Source organism: Microbacterium schleiferi, from assembly GCF_038150145.1.
GTDB lineage: Bacteria > Actinomycetota > Actinomycetes > Actinomycetales > Microbacteriaceae > Microbacterium > Microbacterium schleiferi_B.
Window position 1 is genome coordinate 221981 of sequence record NZ_JBBWSA010000003.1, and the last position, 17287, is coordinate 239267.

General features: G+C 67.8%; 16 protein-coding genes. 7 read left to right on the forward strand and 9 right to left on the reverse strand.

Annotated elements, in window-relative coordinates:
- Positions 1–68 precede the first annotated feature (68 nt).
- Both AADH62_RS04545 and AADH62_RS04550 read left to right on the forward strand, forming a co-directional pair.
- Complete coding sequence (locus AADH62_RS04545) at positions 69–1340, forward strand: cell division initiation protein (protein WP_341578457.1); 1272 nt, start codon at positions 69–71, stop codon at positions 1338–1340.
- A gap of 30 nt (positions 1341–1370) precedes the next feature.
- Complete coding sequence (locus AADH62_RS04550; protein WP_341578458.1) at positions 1371–1862, forward strand: bifunctional nuclease family protein; 492 nt, start codon at positions 1371–1373, stop codon at positions 1860–1862.
- Here AADH62_RS04550 and AADH62_RS04555 read toward each other — a convergent pair.
- Positions 1816–2880 (reverse strand): LacI family DNA-binding transcriptional regulator, encoded by a 1065-nt coding sequence (locus AADH62_RS04555; protein WP_341578459.1) that lies wholly within the window; start codon positions 2878–2880, stop codon positions 1816–1818. The genes AADH62_RS04550 and AADH62_RS04555 overlap by 47 nt on opposite strands.
- Positions 2881–2970: 90 nt before the next feature.
- Between AADH62_RS04555 and AADH62_RS04560 the strand changes: the two genes are divergently transcribed.
- Genes AADH62_RS04560 through AADH62_RS04575 form a run of 4 tightly spaced genes read left to right on the forward strand, consistent with a single transcriptional unit; the run spans position 2971 to position 7433 of the window.
- Positions 2971–4155: a Gfo/Idh/MocA family oxidoreductase gene (locus tag AADH62_RS04560; RefSeq protein ID WP_341578568.1), complete on the forward strand. Its 1185-nt coding sequence runs from the start codon at positions 2971–2973 to the stop codon at positions 4153–4155.
- On the forward strand, positions 4152–4859 hold the full coding sequence (locus tag AADH62_RS04565) for a ThuA domain-containing protein (RefSeq protein ID WP_341578460.1): 708 nt from the start codon (positions 4152–4154) through the stop codon (positions 4857–4859). Before AADH62_RS04560 ends, AADH62_RS04565 begins: the two co-directional genes overlap by 4 nt.
- Positions 4832–5914: a Gfo/Idh/MocA family oxidoreductase gene (locus tag AADH62_RS04570; protein WP_341578462.1), complete on the forward strand. Its 1083-nt coding sequence runs from the start codon at positions 4832–4834 to the stop codon at positions 5912–5914. The genes AADH62_RS04565 and AADH62_RS04570 overlap by 28 nt, the downstream gene beginning before the upstream one ends.
- Positions 5915–5918: 4 nt before the next feature.
- Entirely contained in the window at positions 5919–7433 is a 1515-nt protein-coding gene (locus AADH62_RS04575) for an alpha-N-arabinofuranosidase (protein WP_341578463.1), read from the forward strand.
- 20 nt (positions 7434–7453) lie between these two features.
- On the opposite strand, the gene AADH62_RS04580 is transcribed toward AADH62_RS04575, so the two are convergent.
- A complete protein-coding gene (locus tag AADH62_RS04580) occupies positions 7454–8518 on the reverse strand; it encodes a threonine aldolase family protein (protein WP_341578465.1) in 1065 nt (354 codons plus the stop codon).
- A 43-nt stretch (positions 8519–8561) separates the two neighbouring features.
- Entirely contained in the window at positions 8562–9986 is a 1425-nt protein-coding gene (locus tag AADH62_RS04585; protein ID WP_341578466.1) for a DUF6421 family protein, read from the reverse strand.
- A 109-nt stretch (positions 9987–10095) separates the two neighbouring features.
- Between AADH62_RS04585 and AADH62_RS04590 the strand changes: the two genes are divergently transcribed.
- A complete protein-coding gene (locus AADH62_RS04590; protein WP_341578468.1) occupies positions 10096–10578 on the forward strand; it encodes an Lrp/AsnC family transcriptional regulator in 483 nt (160 codons plus the stop codon).
- 16 nt (positions 10579–10594) lie between these two features.
- Here AADH62_RS04590 and AADH62_RS04595 read toward each other — a convergent pair whose 3' ends face one another.
- The 6 genes from AADH62_RS04595 to AADH62_RS04620 form a co-directional block, all read right to left on the reverse strand.
- A complete protein-coding gene (locus AADH62_RS04595) occupies positions 10595–12094 on the reverse strand; it encodes a CoA-acylating methylmalonate-semialdehyde dehydrogenase (RefSeq protein WP_341578469.1) in 1500 nt (499 codons plus the stop codon).
- A 60-nt stretch (positions 12095–12154) separates the two neighbouring features.
- Positions 12155–13462 (reverse strand): aspartate aminotransferase family protein, encoded by a 1308-nt coding sequence (locus tag AADH62_RS04600; protein WP_341578471.1) that lies wholly within the window; start codon positions 13460–13462, stop codon positions 12155–12157.
- A gap of 70 nt (positions 13463–13532) precedes the next feature.
- Complete coding sequence (locus AADH62_RS04605; RefSeq protein WP_341578472.1) at positions 13533–14705, reverse strand: ABC transporter substrate-binding protein; 1173 nt, start codon at positions 14703–14705, stop codon at positions 13533–13535.
- A 58-nt stretch (positions 14706–14763) separates the two neighbouring features.
- A complete protein-coding gene (locus tag AADH62_RS04610) occupies positions 14764–15555 on the reverse strand; it encodes an ABC transporter permease (protein ID WP_341578474.1) in 792 nt (263 codons plus the stop codon).
- Positions 15552–16364: an ABC transporter ATP-binding protein gene (locus AADH62_RS04615; protein ID WP_341578476.1), complete on the reverse strand. Its 813-nt coding sequence runs from the start codon at positions 16362–16364 to the stop codon at positions 15552–15554. The genes AADH62_RS04610 and AADH62_RS04615 overlap by 4 nt, the downstream gene beginning before the upstream one ends.
- Positions 16361–17254 (reverse strand): ABC transporter permease, encoded by an 894-nt coding sequence (locus AADH62_RS04620; protein WP_341578477.1) that lies wholly within the window; start codon positions 17252–17254, stop codon positions 16361–16363. Before AADH62_RS04620 ends, AADH62_RS04615 begins: the two co-directional genes overlap by 4 nt.
- Between the last annotated feature and the right edge of the window lie 33 nt (positions 17255–17287).

The following is a 17287-nucleotide window of genomic DNA, read 5'->3' on the forward strand; positions in this document are numbered from 1 at the left end:
TCGTCATCTGAGCGCGGTATGGTGTGTGCGCTCGGGGGAGATTGATCCCGCATGTCCCGGAGGACCGGATGCCCGACAACGCCCCATCTGCTCACACCGACGCATCGCTCTCGACGCCGTTCGATGAGCTCATGAATGCAGCGCCGGACGCCAGCTTCTCGCCGTCGCAGGGCGCCGGCTTCGCGACAGTGTTCCGTGGCTATGACCGCGATGACGTGGATGCCGCGGTCTCGCGGCTGACCGCGAACCTCGCCGCCGAATCGCAGCGCGCCGCCGAGAGCGCCGCGCGCGCTGACGCCGCCACAGAACGCCTCGCCCGGCTTGAGGGGGATCTCACGGCGGTCCGCGCGCAACTGGCAGAGGCCGAGAGTCGCATCGCTGCGCTCACCGAGGAGCTCGCCGACGGGTCGGCTGCCTCGCCGAACCGGCGTCATTTCGAAGAGGTGCTGCGGGTCGCCGAGGAGCAGGCGAGCACGATCATCCACAACGCCACGAACCAGGCCGACAAGCTGCTCCAGGCTGCCAGTGCCGAGGGTGACAGCCGTCGGCTAGAGGCCGAGGCTGATGCCGCGCAGATCATCGCGCGCGCGAACAGCGACGCCGAGCAGGTCCGGCTTCGGATGCAGACGGAGTTGACGGCGCACACCGCTCGCCTCGAGCGCGAGGCCGCGGCGTCGGCGGATGCTGTCGTCCAGGCCGACCAGGAAGCAGCCGCGATCCGCACCGAGGCCGAGAAGGCCGCCGCAACGACCCGCGCGACTGTTGCGCGGGAGACCGAGCAGTCCCGTGCTGCGGCTGAGGAAGCGGTGCGGGAGTTGCGGATGCGGGCTGCCGAGTTCGAGGAGTCGCTGACCCGCCGTCAGGATGACGCGCAACAGGAGTTCCTGGTGCTGCACAATCAGGCAGTCGCTCACGCCGAGCGCATCACGACCGATGCGAACGCGCAGGTCGCTGCCGCGCTCGAGCACGCCCAGCGGATCACCGCGAAGGCTGACGACTTCGACAAGCTCATGCGCTCGCAGGCGCAGCAGATCGAGGCTGACGCGCGGATGCGAGCTGCCGAGCACCTCGAGCGCGCACGCGAGAAGGCGCAGCGCATCATCGACGCGGTGACGACCCAGGCCGATAGCGTGCTCCGCGACGCTGAGGATCGCACACGGCAACTGCGCTGGCAGCAGCATCAGCTCACGAGCTTCATGGCCGAGGTCAAGGAGATGATCCGTCCCGACGGGGTGAGCGCGCAGTCGGAAGCACCCGCGCTCGAGGCATCCGACGACGAGGGTGCGGCTGCGGAGACGGATGTCGCCCCCACCGGAGACGGCGGCGCCGAGCACGCGTAGTCTGGCCGAAGCCCGCGAGGGAGGTTCGGCATGGTCCAGGTACGCGTCGCCGGGGTGGCGATGGACTCGATGGGGCAGCACGTCATCCTGCTCAAGCCTCTGGATGATCCGCCCGGAACCGGCTCGATCGTTCCGATCTGGATCGGTGCTCAGGAAGCGACATCCATTCTCGTCGCCGTCGAACACGCCGTGACACCGCGACCGCTTGCCCACGACCTCATGTCGGTGATGATCCAGCAACTGCACGCTCAGGTGACGCGCGTCGAGGTGACGCGGATCACGGACGGCACGTTCTATGCCGAGATCACCATCATCCACGGCGACCAGGTTCTCGTCATCGACGCGCGACCCTCGGATGCCATCGCGCTGGCATCCCGAGTTGGCGCTGCGATCTGGGTTGCGGATGCCGTCCTCGAGGAAGCCGGCATGCCCGACATCCTCGACGAGGATGACGCGGAGGCTTCAGTCGACGAGTTCAAACGTTTTCTCGACGAGGTCGATCCCGAAGACTTTCGCGGCTGAGCCCCTCGACGACGGCGGTCGGAGCCCCGGTCGAGCCGCGCACCACCAGGGTCGTCGGCAGCTCGATGATGCGCGGCTGGGGGTCTGCGCCTGCGGCGATAGCAACGAGCTCATCGATCGCGGCTCCCGCCATGTCACGGATCGGCTGGCGAACCGTCGTCAGGGCAGGTTGGACCCACTTCGCTCCGCGAACGTCGTCGAACCCGACCACGAGCACGTCCTGCCCCACGCGCAGGCCGAGGTCGGCGGCGGCGCGATACACGCCGATCGCCATCTCATCCGAGATCGCGAAGACGCCGATCGGTGCAGATGCCGCAGCCTCGCGCAGCGCCGGAAGGCTCGCGCGCCAGGCGCCCGGCGCGCTCCAGTCCGCGCGAACCCGGTGGATAACGGCCGTCGGGTGCCGCGAACGCACCGCGGTTTCGAAGCCCTCTACGCGCGCGCGTCCGAAGCGGTAGGACGGCGCGGCATCGACGACGACGTACTCTTTGGATCCCGCCTCGAGCAGGTGCTCGGCTGCCGCTGCCGCTCCGGCGCGATCGGTCGTGCGCACGCTGGTCAGCGATGTTTCTGCCTCGGCCCGCGGATCCATCAGCACGATCGGGATTCCCGCGTCGCGCAGGACCGTGAGCTGGGCGGCGGTGGGCAGGATCAGTCCGAGCGCGACACCCGCTGAGCCGCGAGCCCGGACCCGCAGGGGCCAGTCGTCGTCGGGAGTGTCTCGCTCTGCCGTGAGGACGAGATCGAACCGATGGCGGGCAGCGGCCAGGTGCGCGCCGGCGGTGACCTCGTCGGCGTAGGGGTCATGAAACCGTCCCAGCACGAGATCGAACAGGCGGGATGTTCCCGTTCGTGGGCGACCTCGGCGGACCCCGGTTGCGGAGTAGCCGTGCCGCTGCGCCGCGGCAAGAACCCGCGCTCGCGTCTGCGCCGACATCTCGCCCTTGCCGCGCAGCGCGCGCGAAGCCGTTGAGACGCTGACCCCGCTCTCGGCGGCGATCTGGGCGAGAGAGCTCACGCTCCGATTTTTGCGCAAGAGTGAGGGCGCGCGCCACGACGCCTGGCATCCTGGTGCGCGGATCGCGAGAGAAGGGCGATGTCGATGGGGATGTCGAGTTCAGCCGCCATGAGGGTTGCCATTATCGGCACAGGCTTCATGGGCACGATGCACGCCCACGCGTGGCGCACCGCGCACCGCTTCTTCGGCCTGGATGCCACACCCGAGATCGCCGTCCTCGTCGGGCGGGACGCGGCACGTACTGCCGATGCCGCCCGTGAGTTCGGGGCGCTCGCCGCGTCGACCGACTGGCGGGAGGTCGTGGAGCGATCCGACATCGACGTGGTCGACATCTGCACGCCCGGCGATACCCACGCCGAGATCACGCTCGCGGCACTTGCCGCTGGAAAGCACGTGCTGTGCGAGAAGCCGCTTGCCAACAGCGTCGCCGACGCCGAGCGGATGGTCGCGGCCGCGGCTGCAGCCCCCAACCTCGTTGCGATGTGCGGATTCAGCTATCGTCGCACTCCCGCGCTGTCGCTCGCGCGTGAGCTCATCGCGGCTGGGAGGCTGGGCGAGATCCGGCACGTGCGGGCCCAGTACCTGCAGGATTGGCTGAGCGACCCCGACGCGCCCTTCACCTGGCGACTGGACAGGGAACGCGCCGGCTCGGGCGCCCTGGGTGATATCGGCGCTCACAGTATCGACACCGCCCAGTGGCTCACCGGTGAACCCATCACTGCCGTCTCAGCGATTACGCGAACCTTCGTCACCGATCGTCCCGAGCTCACGGAGCAGGTCGGGCTCGGAGGTCGAGCAACCGACGGCGCGGCGCGACGTGAGGTGACCGTCGACGACGCCGCCGCGTTCACCGCCACCTTCGCCGGCGGCGCCATGGGGGTGTTCGAGGCGACGCGGATGGCGACCGGTAGGCGTAACGCCAATCGCATCGAGATCAACGGAACGCTCGGCTCGGTCTCGTTCGACTTCGAGCGCATGAATGAGCTCGAGTTCTATGACGCCACCGATCCGGCTGGCGAGCAGGGCTTCCGTCGCATTCAGGTCACCGAGCCCGAGCACCCGTACGCGGCTGCGTGGTGGCCGGCGGGCCACGGCCTCGGATACGAACACGGCTTCACGCACCAGATCGTGGACTTCGTGCGGGCGATCACCGCCGGCACGACGGCATCGCCCTCGTTCGCCGAGGCCGCTCAGGTCCAGCGCGTGCTCGCTGCCGTGGAAGACAGCGCGGCGCGAGGCAGCATCATGACGGCCGTGGAAGGAGCACCATCATGACCACCAGACAAGCACTCGTCGTCCGCGGCGGGTGGGACGGGCACCGGCCCGTCGAAGCCACGGACCTGTTCATCCCGTTCCTCGAGTCCAGCGGATTCGCGGTGCGGGTCGAGGACTCGCCCGAGGTCTACGCCGACCAGGCGACGATGCGGGCAACCGACCTCGTGCTGCAGTGCGTCACGATGTCCGAGATCTCGCAGGATGCCCTAACGGGACTGCGGGCGGCGGTCAGCGACGGACTGGGGCTTGCTGGCTGGCACGGCGGAATCGCCGATTCGTATCGCAATAGTTCCGACTACCTGCAGCTGATCGGGGGACAGTTCGCGACGCATCCGTCCAAGAGCCCCGACCAGTGCCACGGTGACCAGAGCGACAACTATCTGCCGTACACCGTCGAGATGACCCAGCTCGGGCGCGAGCACGAGATCACGGCGGGAATCGCTGACTTCGAGCTGACCACCGAGCAGTACTGGGTGCTGCACGATGACCTCAACGACGTGTTGGCGACCACGACCCATCCGACCCAGACCTACCACCCGTGGCATCGCCCGATCACCTCGCCCGCGATCTGGACACGGCTGTGGGGATCCGGGCGCGTGTTCGTCGCGACGCCCGGGCACAGCCTCGATGTCCTCGAGGACACGAATGTCCGCACCATCATCGAGAGGGGGCTGCTGTGGGCAGCACGCACGGCATCGGCGTAGTCGGACTGGGAGTCATCTTCGCGCAGTACCGCGAAACCCTCGTCGGGCTCGACGACATCGCGATCGTCGCGGTTGCCGACCTCGATGAGGCTCGTGCCCGCGAGGTCGCCGCCACGATCCCCGGATGCCGCGCCCTGAGCGTTGCTGGGTTGATGGCAGACCCCGCCGTCGACACCGTTCTGAACCTCACGATCCCCGCGGCTCACGCCGAGGTCGCGCTGGCCGCGCTCGCCGCAGGCAAGAACGTCTACGGCGAAAAGCCGCTCGCAGCGACGCTGACGCAGGCGCAACAGATCATGGCAGCCCGTGGGCAGGCGTGGGTCGGCGGTGCACCCGACACGGTGCTCGGAACCGGCATCCAGACCGCCCGGGAGATCGTGGATTCGGGACGGATTGGCCGGCCCCTCGCAGCGACAGCCACCTGGGTGGCCCCGGGCCACGAGGCGTGGCATCCGAACCCCGACTTCTACTACCGCGAGGGCGGCGGGCCGCTCATGGACATGGGGCCGTACTATCTGACCTCGCTTGTCCACCTCCTCGGGCCCGTCGAGAGTGTGAGCGGAGCCTCCTCCCGCAGCCGTGATACTCGAACCATCGCGTCGGGCCCCCGCGCGGGGGAAGAGATCCCGGTCGAGGTCGACACGTACGTCACCGGCACCCTGCGGCACGTCGGCGGCGCGATCTCGACCGTGGTGTTCAGCTTCGACAGCGTCGCCACGCACGCGGCGCCCATCGAGGTCCACGGCGAGACCGGCTCGATCGCGGTTCCCGACCCGAACATGTTCGAGGGTGACGTGCAGGTACGGATGCTGGGAGCGCCCGACTGGGAGAGCGTCGCCCCGTCGGCTGGCTACGGCGACGCGGGGCGCGGCATCGGACTGATCGACCACGTCCGCACCGGCGCAGACCGTGCGAGCGGGGCTCTCGCCCTGCACGTCCTCGAAATTATGACCGGGCTCCTCCACTCTGCCCGAGAGAACAGTCCTTTCACCCTCACGACCACGGTGCAGCGACCGGCGCTGGTTCCGCTCACCCCCGCATCCGACTGGAGTTGACCTCATGACCGAAACCGCACGCGCCGTCATCGACCTCGACGTGACCGGCTCCCGGATCAACCGTCATCTCTACGGGCACTTCGCCGAGCACCTCGGCCGCTGCATCTACGACGGGTTCTGGGTCGGCGAGGACTCACCGGTCCCCAACGAGCGCGGCATCCGTCTTGACATCGTCGAGGCTCTGCGCGCCGTGAACATTCCGAACCTGCGATGGCCGGGCGGATGCTTCGCCGACGAGTACCACTGGCGGGATGGCATCGGTCCGCGTGAGCAGCGTCCCCGGATGGCCAACACCCACTGGGGCGACGTCATCGAGAACAACCACTTCGGTACCCACGAGTTCATGGACCTGTGCGACATGCTCGGCGCCGACCCCTACGTCAACGGAAACCTCGGCAGCGGCACGGTGCAGGAGATGAGCGAGTGGGTCGAGTACCTCACGCGCGACGATGACAGCCCCATGGCGCGGCTGCGGCGCGAGAACGGTCGCGATCAGCCGTGGAAGGTGCCGTTCTGGGGCCTCGGCAATGAAGCATGGGGATGCGGTGGCAACATGTCGCCGGAGCACTATGCGCAGGAGGCCCGGCGCTACGCCACGTTCTGCCGCAACCACGGCGGCAACCAGCTCACGCGCATCGCCGCCGGTGCCAACGAGGGTGACCTGCGCTGGACCCGCGCGCTCATGGAGGCCGTGAACTGCCTCGGGTGCACGAAGGACGACAACCCGGTCTATCAGGCGATCTCGTTCCACTACTACACGCACTCGGGAACGGGCATCAACACCGAGGATGCCGCGGGCTTCACCGAGGATCAGTACTACCGGACGATGGCGTATGCGGCAGGTATCGAGCGGATTCTCGCGTCCCACGTCGCGCTGATGGATGCCTATGACCCGCGCGGGCGTATTGACCTCGTGTGCGACGAGTGGGGCACGTGGTGGAACGTCGAAGAGGGGACCAACCCCGGATTCCTGTTCCAGCAGAACACCGTGCGCGACGCGCTGGTGGCCGGCTTGCACTTCGACATCTTCCACCGGCACGCTCGCCGCCTGACGATGGCAAACATCGCCCAGACCGTCAACGTGCTGCAGGCCATGATCCTCACCGACGGCGAGAGCCTCGTGCTGACGCCGACTTATCACGTGTTCGAGATGAACAAGGGGCACCAGGATGCCGCGCAGTTGGGCGCTCACGTCCTCGAGGCGCCGACTCACGCGGTGGGGGACGAGGACCTGCCGCTGCTGTCGCTGTCGGCATCCGTGAAAGACGCCAGTGTTCTGATCTCACTCACCCACCTGTCGGCGCAGGACGACCTGGACGTCCGCGTCGATCTGCGGGGGCGCGCAGCCTCGGTGGCCCGCGCTCGGGTGCTCACCGCCGACAGTGCATCGGCGTTCAACGACCCGAGCGCGCCCGACCGGGTGGCGCCGGTGTCGCTGGAGACGCGGATCCACGACGGTGTGCTCTCGGTGCGGCTCCCGGCGCACTCGTTCGCAACCGTCGAGCTCGACCTCGCCTGAGGGAGCCCGCGCGAGGTGCCTCAGGCGTTTGTCGCGCGGGCGATCGCCTCGATCAGGGCGTCGATGTCGGACTCGGTGGTGTCGAAGCTGCACACCCACCGCACCTCGCCGACCGAGGCATCCCAGTCGTAGAACCGGAAACTTTCGCGGACGCGCTCGGCTGCGCCCGGCGGCAGAGTGGCGAAGATCCCGTTGGCTTGGGTCTGCTGGGTGAACCCGACCCCGCGGATGCTTCCGGCGGCGATGGCTTCCTCGAGGCCGCGGCGCAGTCGCGCCGCCATGGCGTTGGCGTGCCGCGCGTTGCGCAGGAACAGGTCGCCCTCATACAGGGCGATGAGCTGGGCCGAGACGAACCGCATCTTCGAGGCGAGTTGCATGTTCATCTTGCGCAGGTAGTGGAGCCCCACGGATGCCGAGTCGTTGAGCACCACGATCGCTTCGGCGGCAAGCGCCCCGTTTTTGGTCCCGCCGACGCTGACGACATCGACCCCGACATCCGTCGTGAAGGCGTGCAGGGGGAGGTCGAGGGCCGCCGCGGCGTTCGAGATGCGAGCACCGTCCATGTAGAGCAGCATCCCGCGCTTGTGGACGTGGTCGGCGATCGCCCGGATCTCGGCCGGCGTGTAGAGCGTGCCGAGCTCACTCGACTGGGTGATCGCGACAACCAGCGGCTGGGCGCGGTGTTCATCACCCCACCCCCACGCCTCGGTGTCGATGAGCTCGGGCGTGAGCTTGCCGTCGGGGGTCGGGATGGTGAGCAGCTTGATGCCGCCGACCTTCTCGGGCGCTCCGCCTTCATCGCTGTTGACGTGAGCTGTGGATGCCGCGATAACAGCTCCCCACCGGGGCAGCATCGACTGCAGCGCCGTGACGTTGGCGCCCGTGCCGTTGAAGACCGGGAACACCTCGACGGGCTTGCCGAAGTGGCCCGCGAACACCTCTCGCAGGTGCGCGGTGACGGTGTCGGCACCGTACGCGGGCTCGTGATCGGCGTTCACTGAGGCGATCGCCGCAAGCACCTCGGGGTGGATGCCGGAGTAGTTGTCGGAGGCGAAGCCGCGGGCGTGGACGGGTGTGCTGGTCACCGTCTCAGCCTACGTTTCGCACGGACCCGATCTTGCGCGGCGCTCACGCGTCGCCCGCGCGGATGCCGGCGGTCGACGCGATCACCGGGCGCATCTTCTTCTCGAGCGCCTCGTAGAACATCGACAGCGGGAATTCGTCGTCGAGCACGGCATCCGTGTAGCCCGAAAGGGGGCCGGCGAGGACGCCGTCGGCGAGTCCCCGGTTCCACTTCGAGGCGGGGTGGGGCGGAAGCGTCTGGCGGATGAGGTCGTAAGCCGCCAGCCAGTGCACGGGCTTGGGGCGGTCGATCGAGGCCCAGTACAGCTCGTCGATGCTGTCGGCCAGCGCGACCACCGCGGCGGGGACCGCGTCCCAGTCGATCGTGAGGGCGGTATCGGTCCAGTGCAGCACGCCGCGCTGGTGCAGCCACGCGAACAGCAGTTGACCGCCCAGCCCGTCGTAGTTGCGCACCCGGGAGCCCGTGATAGCGAAGCGGAAGATGCGGTCGAACACGACGGCGTACTGCACCAGTCGCGCGTGCTCGAGGGTCTCCGCTTCGGTCGCGTTCAGCGCCTCTCCGCCCTCGAGCCGCGCCTGGAGTCGCTCGTGGATCCGCACGCTCTCGCGGAACGCCGTGAGGTCGCAGCGCAGCTCTTCGAGGGCGTACAGGAAGTACGGCATCCGCTGCTTGATCATGAACGGGTCGAAGGGCAGGTCTCCGCGCATGTGCGTGCGGTCGTGGATGAGGTCCCACATGACGAACGTGCGCTCGGCGAGCGCCGCGTCATCGAGCATCCGGGCCGCATCGGCGGGGAGGTCGAGCTTGGTGATCTCGGCTGCTGCGCGCACGACCCGACGGTAGCGGGCTGCTTCGCGGTCCTGGAAGATTCCGCCCCAGGTGAAGGTCGGGATCTCGCGCATTGCCACGGTCTCGGGAAAAAGGACAGCCGAGTTCGTGTCGTAGCCCGACGTGAAGTCGATCAGTCGCAGCGAAACGAACAGGGCATTGCCGTAGTCGGTGCTCTCGAGCTCGGCGACGAACTCGGGCCAGATGGCGTCGACCAGCACCGCCTCGACGTGGCGCTGCCTCGATCCGTTCTGCGTGTACATCGGGAAGACGACGAGGTGACGGATGCCGTCGACGCGCTGCTGCTGCGGCTGGAATTCCACGAGCGAATCGAGGAAGTCGGGAACGCCGAAGCCTTCGCTTGCCCACCTCTGGAAGTCTCGCGTGAGGGCGGCGAGGTAGGCGGCGTCATGGGGGAACCCGGGTGCCAGCTCCTCGATCGCCTGCACGAGCGCTGCGACGTACTCGCGGGCGGCAGTGTGGTGCGCGGCATCCGGAATCGAACCATCGGCGACCTGCAGCGGGTGCAACGCTTCGGCTGCGGTCTTCAGCTCGTGCCAGGCCGAGGACTCTTCGGCAGAGGCGGCGATCTCGGCGGGCGCGAGGGGAGTGAGCGGTGCGGGGGACGACAGGGTCGACATGAGGCCTCCGAACGTAGGGTTCCCGCGATTCTAGATTTTCTCCGTTTCTATTGCTCTTCGGCAGGAATTTTTCCGGCCTATGCTGCTTGCGATCGGTAGGCTCGTTCGCATGGCCCCGGAAACCCTGCCCCCTCGGCTCGACGATGACACCGACGCTCGAATCCTGCGCGCGCTATCGGCTGATGCCCGTGCGACTCTCGCGGACCTGTCAGCGGCTGTCGGGCTGTCGGTCTCGGCCGTGCAAGCGCGGGTGCGCCGCCTGGAGAGCCGGGGGATCATCACCGGCTACCGCGTCGTGGTCGATCCCGAGGCTGTCGGCAAGCCGCTTGCCGCGTTCGTCGAGATCACCCCGCTCGACCCGGCGCAGCCCGATACCGCACCCGAACTCCTCGCACACCTGGAGGAGATCGAGGCGTGCCATTCGGTTGCGGGCGCGGCAAGCTACCTCCTGCTCGTGCGGGTCGCTACTCCCAGGCACCTGGAGTCGCTGCTGCGAGAGATCCGGTTGGCAGCCAATGTGAGCACGCGCACGACGGTTGTCCTGCAGACCTTCTACGAGAACCGACCCGTTGTTCCCACTGCCCGCGGGTGACGAGCGGCGCATTACGTCAGGTGTTCTGCGGGAACCCCAGATTCAGGCCGCCGTGCGAAGGATCGAGCCAGCGCGAGGTGACCGCTTTCTCCCGCGTGAAGAACGCGAAAGCCTGCGGGCCGTAAGCCTTCGCATCCCCGAACAGCGATGCCTTCCATCCGCCGAACGAGTGGTACGCGACGGGAACCGGGATCGGCACGTTGATCCCCACCATCCCCACCGTGACCTCGCGCTGGAACCGTCGGGCGGCGCCGCCATCGTTCGTGAAGATCGCCGTGCCGTTGCCGTACGGGCTGGCGTTGATGAGCGCGAGCGCATCGTCGTATCCCGCGACCCGCACGACCGAGAGCACAGGGCCGAAGATCTCGTCGCGATAGGCGGCTGACCCCGTCGACACGTCATCGAGCAGAGTGGGGCCGAGCCAGAATCCTGCCGGCTCGCCGTCGACCTCGATGCCGGTGCCATCGATCACGACGGTTGCCCCGTCCTCGCGGGCAATGCCGATGTACGCGGCGACCTTGTCGCGGTGCACTTCGGTGATGAGGGGACCCATGTCGCACCCCCGCAATCCGTCGCCGGTGCGCAGTGTCGACATCCGCTCGGCGATCTTGGACACGAGGGCATCGGCGATCGAATCGACGGCGAGGACCACGGAGATCGCCATGCAGCGCTCGCCCGCGGAACCGAACCCGGCGTTCACTGCAGAGTCGGCGGCCAGGTCGAGATCGGCATCCGGCAGCACGAGCATGTGGTTCTTTGCGCCTCCGAGGGCCTGGACGCGCTTGCCGGCCGAGCTTGCCCGCTCATAGATGTAGGTCGCGATCGGAGTCGACCCGACAAACGACACCGCCGCGATGTCGGGGTGATCGAGGATCGCGTCGACCGCCTCCTTGTCGCCGTGTACGACCGACAGCACCCCGGCAGGAAGCCCCGCCTCGGCGAAGCGCTCGGCGATCCAGTTCGCCGCAGAGGGATCCTTCTCGCTCGGTTTGAGGATGACCGCGTTGCCGGACATGAGGGCGATCGGTACGAACCACAGCGGCACCATCGCAGGGAAGTTGAACGGACTGATGACACCCACGACACCGAGCGGCTGGTGCAGCGTGTACACGTCGATCCCGGTCGAGACGTTCTCGGAGTACTCGCCCTTGAGCAGGTGCGGTGCTCCGCACGCGAACTCGACGACCTCCAGCCCCCGGGCGATTTCGCCGTGAGCGTCTGCCAGTACCTTGCCGTGTTCGGACGTGAGGATTCGCGCCAGCTCGTCGCGTCGAGCGTTGAGGATCTCACGGAAAGCGAACATGACGGTCTGCCGCTTCGCGAGGCTCGCGTCGCGCCACGCAGCAGCGGCGGCCATCGCCGTGGAGACCGCCGCATCGACATCGGATGTCGACGCCAGCCGCACGTGCCGCTGCACGACCCCGCGGGCGGGATCGAAGACCGGCGCCACGCGATCCGAGGCGCCCTGCCAGGCGGTGCCGCCGACCCAGTGGTCGAGCACAGGGACTTCAGACATGGGGGGTCCTTTCGTCGAGGGAGTCGGCGATGACGTCCTGACGTGCGTGGACAGCGCAGCTCACAGGGCGCCGTCCAGCAGCGTGAGAACCTCGTCGTAGATGTCGATGGCCTGCGCGACCTCGTGGTCGCTCACGGTGCAGGGCGGGACGACGTGGATGCGGTTATCGACCGTGAACGGCAGGAGTCCCCGCGCCAGCAGCTCCGTTTTCGCGCGGGCAACCTCGGCCGCGGGGAGGGGCTCGCGGGTGGTCCGGTCGGTGACCAGCTCGAGTGCCCAGAACACGCCCTCGCCTCGCACCTCCCCGATGACGCGGTGGCGGTCAGCGAGGTCGGTGAGAGCGGGCGCCAGTACGTCGACCCCGATGCGCGCGGCGTTGTCGACGATACCTTCCGATTCCATGGCATCGAGGGTTGCGACGATGGATGCCGCGGCCAGCGGGTGCCCGCTGTAGGTGAGGCCACCGGGAAAGACACGGTCGTCGAAGGCGTGCGCGATCGGTTCGCTGATCAGGACGCCGCCGATGGGAACATAGCCCGAATTGACGCCCTTGGCGAAGGTGATCAGGTCGGGCACGACGTCGTGTCCGTCGAAGGCGAACCAGCGTCCGGTGCGCCCGAAGCCGCACATCACCTCGTCGAGGATCAGCAGGATGCCGAACTCGTCGGCCAGTGCCCGAACGCCGGCGAGATATCCGGGTGGCGGAATGAGGATCCCCGCCGTGCCGGGGATCGTCTCGAGCAGGATCGCCGCGATCGTGGTGGGACCCTCGGCTTCGATGATCCGCCGGAGGTGATGCAGCGCGCGTTCGCACTCCTGCTCGACCGAGTCCGCCCAGAACTCGCTGCGATACAGGTATGGCCCGAAGAAGTGGACGTGACCGCGCGCGAACTCATTGGGGATGCGTCGCCAGTCGCCCGTGGAGACGATCGCCGCTCCTGTGTTGCCATGATAGGAGCGGTAGGTCGTGAGAATCTTGTCGCGCCCGGTCACCAGCCGGGCCATTCGGATGGCGTTCTCGTTCGCGTCGGCGCCGCCGTTGGTGAAGAACACCTTCTCGAAACCCGTCGGGGCATGGGCGACGATACGCTGCGCGGCTCGCCCACGGGCGAGGTTCGCGGCGGTCGGCGCGATCGTCGTCAGAGTCTCGGCCTGCTCCGCGATAGCAGCGACGACCGTGGGATGCTGGTGCCCGATGTTCACGTTGACGAGCTGGCTCGAGAAGTCGAGGTAGCGCCGGCCCGTATCGTCCCAGAGCTCGGTGCCCGATCCACCGGCGAAGACGAGGGGCTTCAGGTGTGCCTGCGCCGACCACGAGTGGAAGACGTGTGCTCGGTCAAGCTCGAAGGCTTCGCTGTCGATCGTCATGGGGTCCGCTCATCTGGAGGTGTGTTGGTGCCTGACCGGCCGAGCACGCTCGGCCGGTCAGGCAGGGGTCTTACTGGCCGCCCTCGGTCAGAGTGACGTCGATCGGGGTGTACGTCGCCGAGACGTCGTACCCTTCGTCGACGAGCTCCGCGAGAGCCTGCTCGATGTACTCGTTCGAGTACGCCGAGGCAGGAGGTTCGGCCGTGATGAGGTTCAGCCCGTCCTGGTTGACCGCCGACAGTGCTCCTGCCACGGTCTTGTCCCACGCCGCCGCGTCCATGACGCCGAACTCGGATCCGTTCCAGATGAGCTTGTTGACTTCGTTCATCATCCATTCCTGGTGCACGGGCCCGACCGGGTAGGCGGCCTCCGCGTTGATCGCGTAGTCGTACGTGATCGCGGCAGCATCGATCGGGTTGTCGCGCGCGTAGATCCAGCCCTTCGTGATGGCCTTGAGGAAACGCACCGCGGCGTCGGCATATGCCGGGTCGGAGGCCAGGCGCTCGGTGTCTGCCCAGATCGCGTCCTGCAGCATCGCGCCCTCGGTGTCCTCGTACGAGATGACGTTCAGATCATCGAGCGTGTACAGCTCACCGGTCTCGGGGTTCACGGTCTCGAGGACCTGGGCGAGCTCGTTGTAGGTCATGGCCTGCGCGGCATCCACGTCACCGTCCAGCAGCGCGTTCATGCTGAAGTCCTGCGTCGTGATCGACACGGTCGTGGAGTCGAGATCCTCGGCGGCCATCGCCGCGAAGATCTCCCACTCATTGCCGAAGCCCCACGAGCCGATGCGCTTGCCCTCGAAGTCAGCGACCTCGGTGATGCCCGAGTCCGCCCACGAGACCTGAGTGGTGCCCGACTCCTGGTAGACCTGCGCGATGTCGGTCAGTTCGACGCCGGTGGCCTCGAGGCTGCCGAGAACCTTCGGGACCCAGGCGATCGCGAAGTCGACGTCCCCTGCGATCAGAGCGTCTTGCGGGACGATGTCGCCGCCGGACGGGATGATCTCGACATCGTCGAAGCCCTCCTCCTCGAAGTAGCCCTGATCGAGGGCGACGTAGTAGCCCGCGAACTGCGCCTGCGGGAGCCACTGCAGCTGCAGGCTGATAGAGGTCAGCGGCTCGAAATCTCCGCTGTCCTCGGTAGCGGCAGGTTCTGACGAGCCCGCGCATGCCGCCAGGGTGAGTGCGGCGACGGTGAGTGTGGATGCGGCGACGAGGCCGCGTCTGGTGCTGTGTCTCACGGTGTTCCCTTCTTCAGTGGGTTGCTCTCTCGGTGGTGCGGGTGGTGCTCGATGCCGGCTAGACCGGCATCCTTCGGGTCGCCAGGCGCTCCAGGAGCGAGGTGACCAGGAAGAAGACGAGGCCGATGATGATGCCGCCCAGGACGAACGCCCACGCCAGGGCTGCGCGGCCCGATTTCGCGTAGGTCGCGATCGCGGTTCCGATTCCGTCGGCGGGCCCGCCGAAGTACTCCGCCACGAGGGCCGCGATGACCGCCAGGGAGCTTGCGATACGCAGTCCCGTCATGAGGTACGGCAGGGCCGTCGGCAGAGTGAGCAGTCGGAAGGTCTGCCCCGGCGTGGCCGCTGACGCGCGGAACAGGTCGCGGTGCACGGGCCTGCTCTGCCGCAGGCCGCGCAGCACGTTGATGAAGACGGGGATGAACGCGGCAAGCCCCGCCACGGCCTGCCTGCCGAACTGACTGGACGCGCCGAACATCGTGTTGAGCACGGGTGTGATCGCGACGATCGGAATCACCGCCAGCGCTGCGACGATCGGTGCGAGCATCCCGTCGAACGGTCGGATCGCCGCGGCCAGTGCTGCCAGCGCGATCGCAACGAGCGAGCCGACGATGAGCCCGATGAGCGCGTTGGTGGCAGTGACCGCCATCGCCTCCGTGATGATGTCGGCGTGCGAGACGAACTCCTGCACGATCGCGACAGGACTGGGCAGCATCCGCGGCGCTGCCGCTGCCACATCCACGTACAGAATCCAGGCGGCAAGACCCAGGATGCCGACCCCGATCGGCGCGGCGATGCGCACCCAGCCGGGGAACGGGCGGGCCCCGATCGTTGTGCCGCGCAGGCTCATCTCTCGTTCGCTCTCTCGACCTTGGCGCCGTGGAGGGCTTCTCGCACTGCCGTGACGCGCTCGAAGTATGCGGGCGACTCGCGAAGATCCTCGCCTCGGCCCGGACCGAGACCGATCGGGATGATCTCGGTGATGCGACCGGGCCGGGGACTCATGACAACGACCCGATCCGAGAGGAAGACGGCTTCGGGGATCGAGTGTGTGACGAAGACGACTGCCGCTCCCGTCTCGGCGGCGATGCGTGTGAGTTCGGACTGCAGGTATTCGCGGGTCATCTCATCGAGCGCTCCGAACGGTTCGTCCATCAGCAGAAGGCGCGGGCGTGCTGCCAGCGCCCGCGCGATGGCGACGCGCTGCTGCATGCCTCCGGAGAGTTGGTCGGGATAGCGGTCGATGAAATCCGAGAGTCCGACCAGGTCGGCCAGCTCCTGCACCCGCACGTCGCGCGAGGACTTCGCGGTGCCGTGCAACTCGAGGGGGAGCGCGATATTGCCCGCTACCGTGCGCCACGGCAGGAGTCCCGCCTGCTGGAAGGCGATGCCGTAGTCCTGATCGATCCGGGCCCGGTGGGCAGGTTTGCCGAAGATCTGCAGCTCGCCCGTGGTCGCGACATCCAGATCGGCGATCAGGCGCAGCAGCGTCGACTTGCCGCATCCCGACGGTCCGATGAGTGAGACGAATTCGCCTGCGGCGACCTCCAGGTCCACGCCGGTGAGAGCTGTGACATCTGAGCTGGCGGTGGGAAACACCTTGCCGACGTCTCGCGCTTGCACGGCGAGGCTGTCGGGGGCGGTCGTTTCGGGGCTCATGCGGTGGCCTCTCCTCGTCGGTAGCGGTGCAGACCCACGCCGATCAGGGCGACGGAGCCGGCCGCGATCAAGCCGAGCGCGACCGAGCCGAAGATGGGTCCCCACGGGGCGGCAGGGTCACTGGATGCTTGACCGGCGAGCTGGATCAGCATCCGTCCGATGCCGCCGCGCATGCCGATCGAGACCTCCGCAACGACGACGCCGAGCACGGCGTTGGCGGCCGCGAGTCGCAGAGCCGGGAGCAGGTGCGGCACCGCAGCAGGCAGCCGCAGGTGGCGCAGTGTCGACCAATAGCCGACGGCGTAGGTGCGCATCAGATCGACGTGGATGCGGTCGGGTGCTTCCAGGCCCCGCAGAGCTCCGATTGCGACGGGAAAGAACGCGAGATACGAGGCGATAACGGCGACCGACAGCCACTGCGGCCAGCTCGTCCCGCCGCGATCGATCTGGTTGCCGATCGCGTTGATGACGGGAGCGAACGCGATGAGGGGAACCGTCTGGCTCACGACGATCCACGGCAGCAGTCCCCACTCCAGGAGCTGCCAGCGCTGCATGACCAGAGCCAGAGCGCCGCCCACGACGACGCCGAGGACCCATCCGACCGCGGCGATCCCGAGAGTCGTGAGCGCGGCGATGGCGACGGTCGCAATGAGGGGTGGCGTGTCGCCGCCGCTGGTGGGTGCGACCAGTCGGGTGATCATGTCCCAGACGTGGGGCATTGCACGGTCGTGGGTGCGCGGCAGGATCATGATGCCCGAGCCGGTCTGGCCCTCGACAGCTCCGATCGTGACCCCCTCGGCGGGCCCGAGGAACTTGTAGCCCTCCCAGAGCAGGACGATCGCAAGCACGCCGAGGATTCCCCAGCCGAGCCCCTCGATCCGTCCCCGCATCTCGCTTGTCCTCAGTCGGTGGACTCGGGTCGT

Bases quoted from the DNA above. Each gene is read 5' to 3' on its own strand.
- AADH62_RS04545 (WP_341578457.1), top strand. From the start codon at position 69: ATGCCCGACAACGCCCCATCTGCTCACACCGACGCATCGCTCTCGACG.
- AADH62_RS04590 (WP_341578468.1), top strand. From the start codon at position 10,096: ATGGCCCCGGAAACCCTGCCCCCTCGGCTCGACGATGACACCGACGCT.
- AADH62_RS04595 (WP_341578469.1), bottom strand. From the start codon at position 12,094: ATGTCTGAAGTCCCTGTGCTCGACCACTGGGTCGGCGGCACCGCCTGG.
- AADH62_RS04565 (WP_341578460.1), top strand. From the start codon at position 4,152: ATGACCACCAGACAAGCACTCGTCGTCCGCGGCGGGTGGGACGGGCAC.
- AADH62_RS04615 (WP_341578476.1), bottom strand. From the start codon at position 16,364: ATGAGCCCCGAAACGACCGCCCCCGACAGCCTCGCCGTGCAAGCGCGA.
- AADH62_RS04620 (WP_341578477.1), bottom strand. From the start codon at position 17,254: ATGCGGGGACGGATCGAGGGGCTCGGCTGGGGAATCCTCGGCGTGCTT.
- AADH62_RS04610 (WP_341578474.1), bottom strand. From the start codon at position 15,555: ATGAGCCTGCGCGGCACAACGATCGGGGCCCGCCCGTTCCCCGGCTGG.
- AADH62_RS04600 (WP_341578471.1), bottom strand. From the start codon at position 13,462: ATGACGATCGACAGCGAAGCCTTCGAGCTTGACCGAGCACACGTCTTC.
- AADH62_RS04575 (WP_341578463.1), top strand. From the start codon at position 5,919: ATGACCGAAACCGCACGCGCCGTCATCGACCTCGACGTGACCGGCTCC.
- AADH62_RS04550 (WP_341578458.1), top strand. From the start codon at position 1,371: ATGGTCCAGGTACGCGTCGCCGGGGTGGCGATGGACTCGATGGGGCAG.
- AADH62_RS04585 (WP_341578466.1), bottom strand. From the start codon at position 9,986: ATGTCGACCCTGTCGTCCCCCGCACCGCTCACTCCCCTCGCGCCCGCC.
- AADH62_RS04560 (WP_341578568.1), top strand. From the start codon at position 2,971: ATGTCGAGTTCAGCCGCCATGAGGGTTGCCATTATCGGCACAGGCTTC.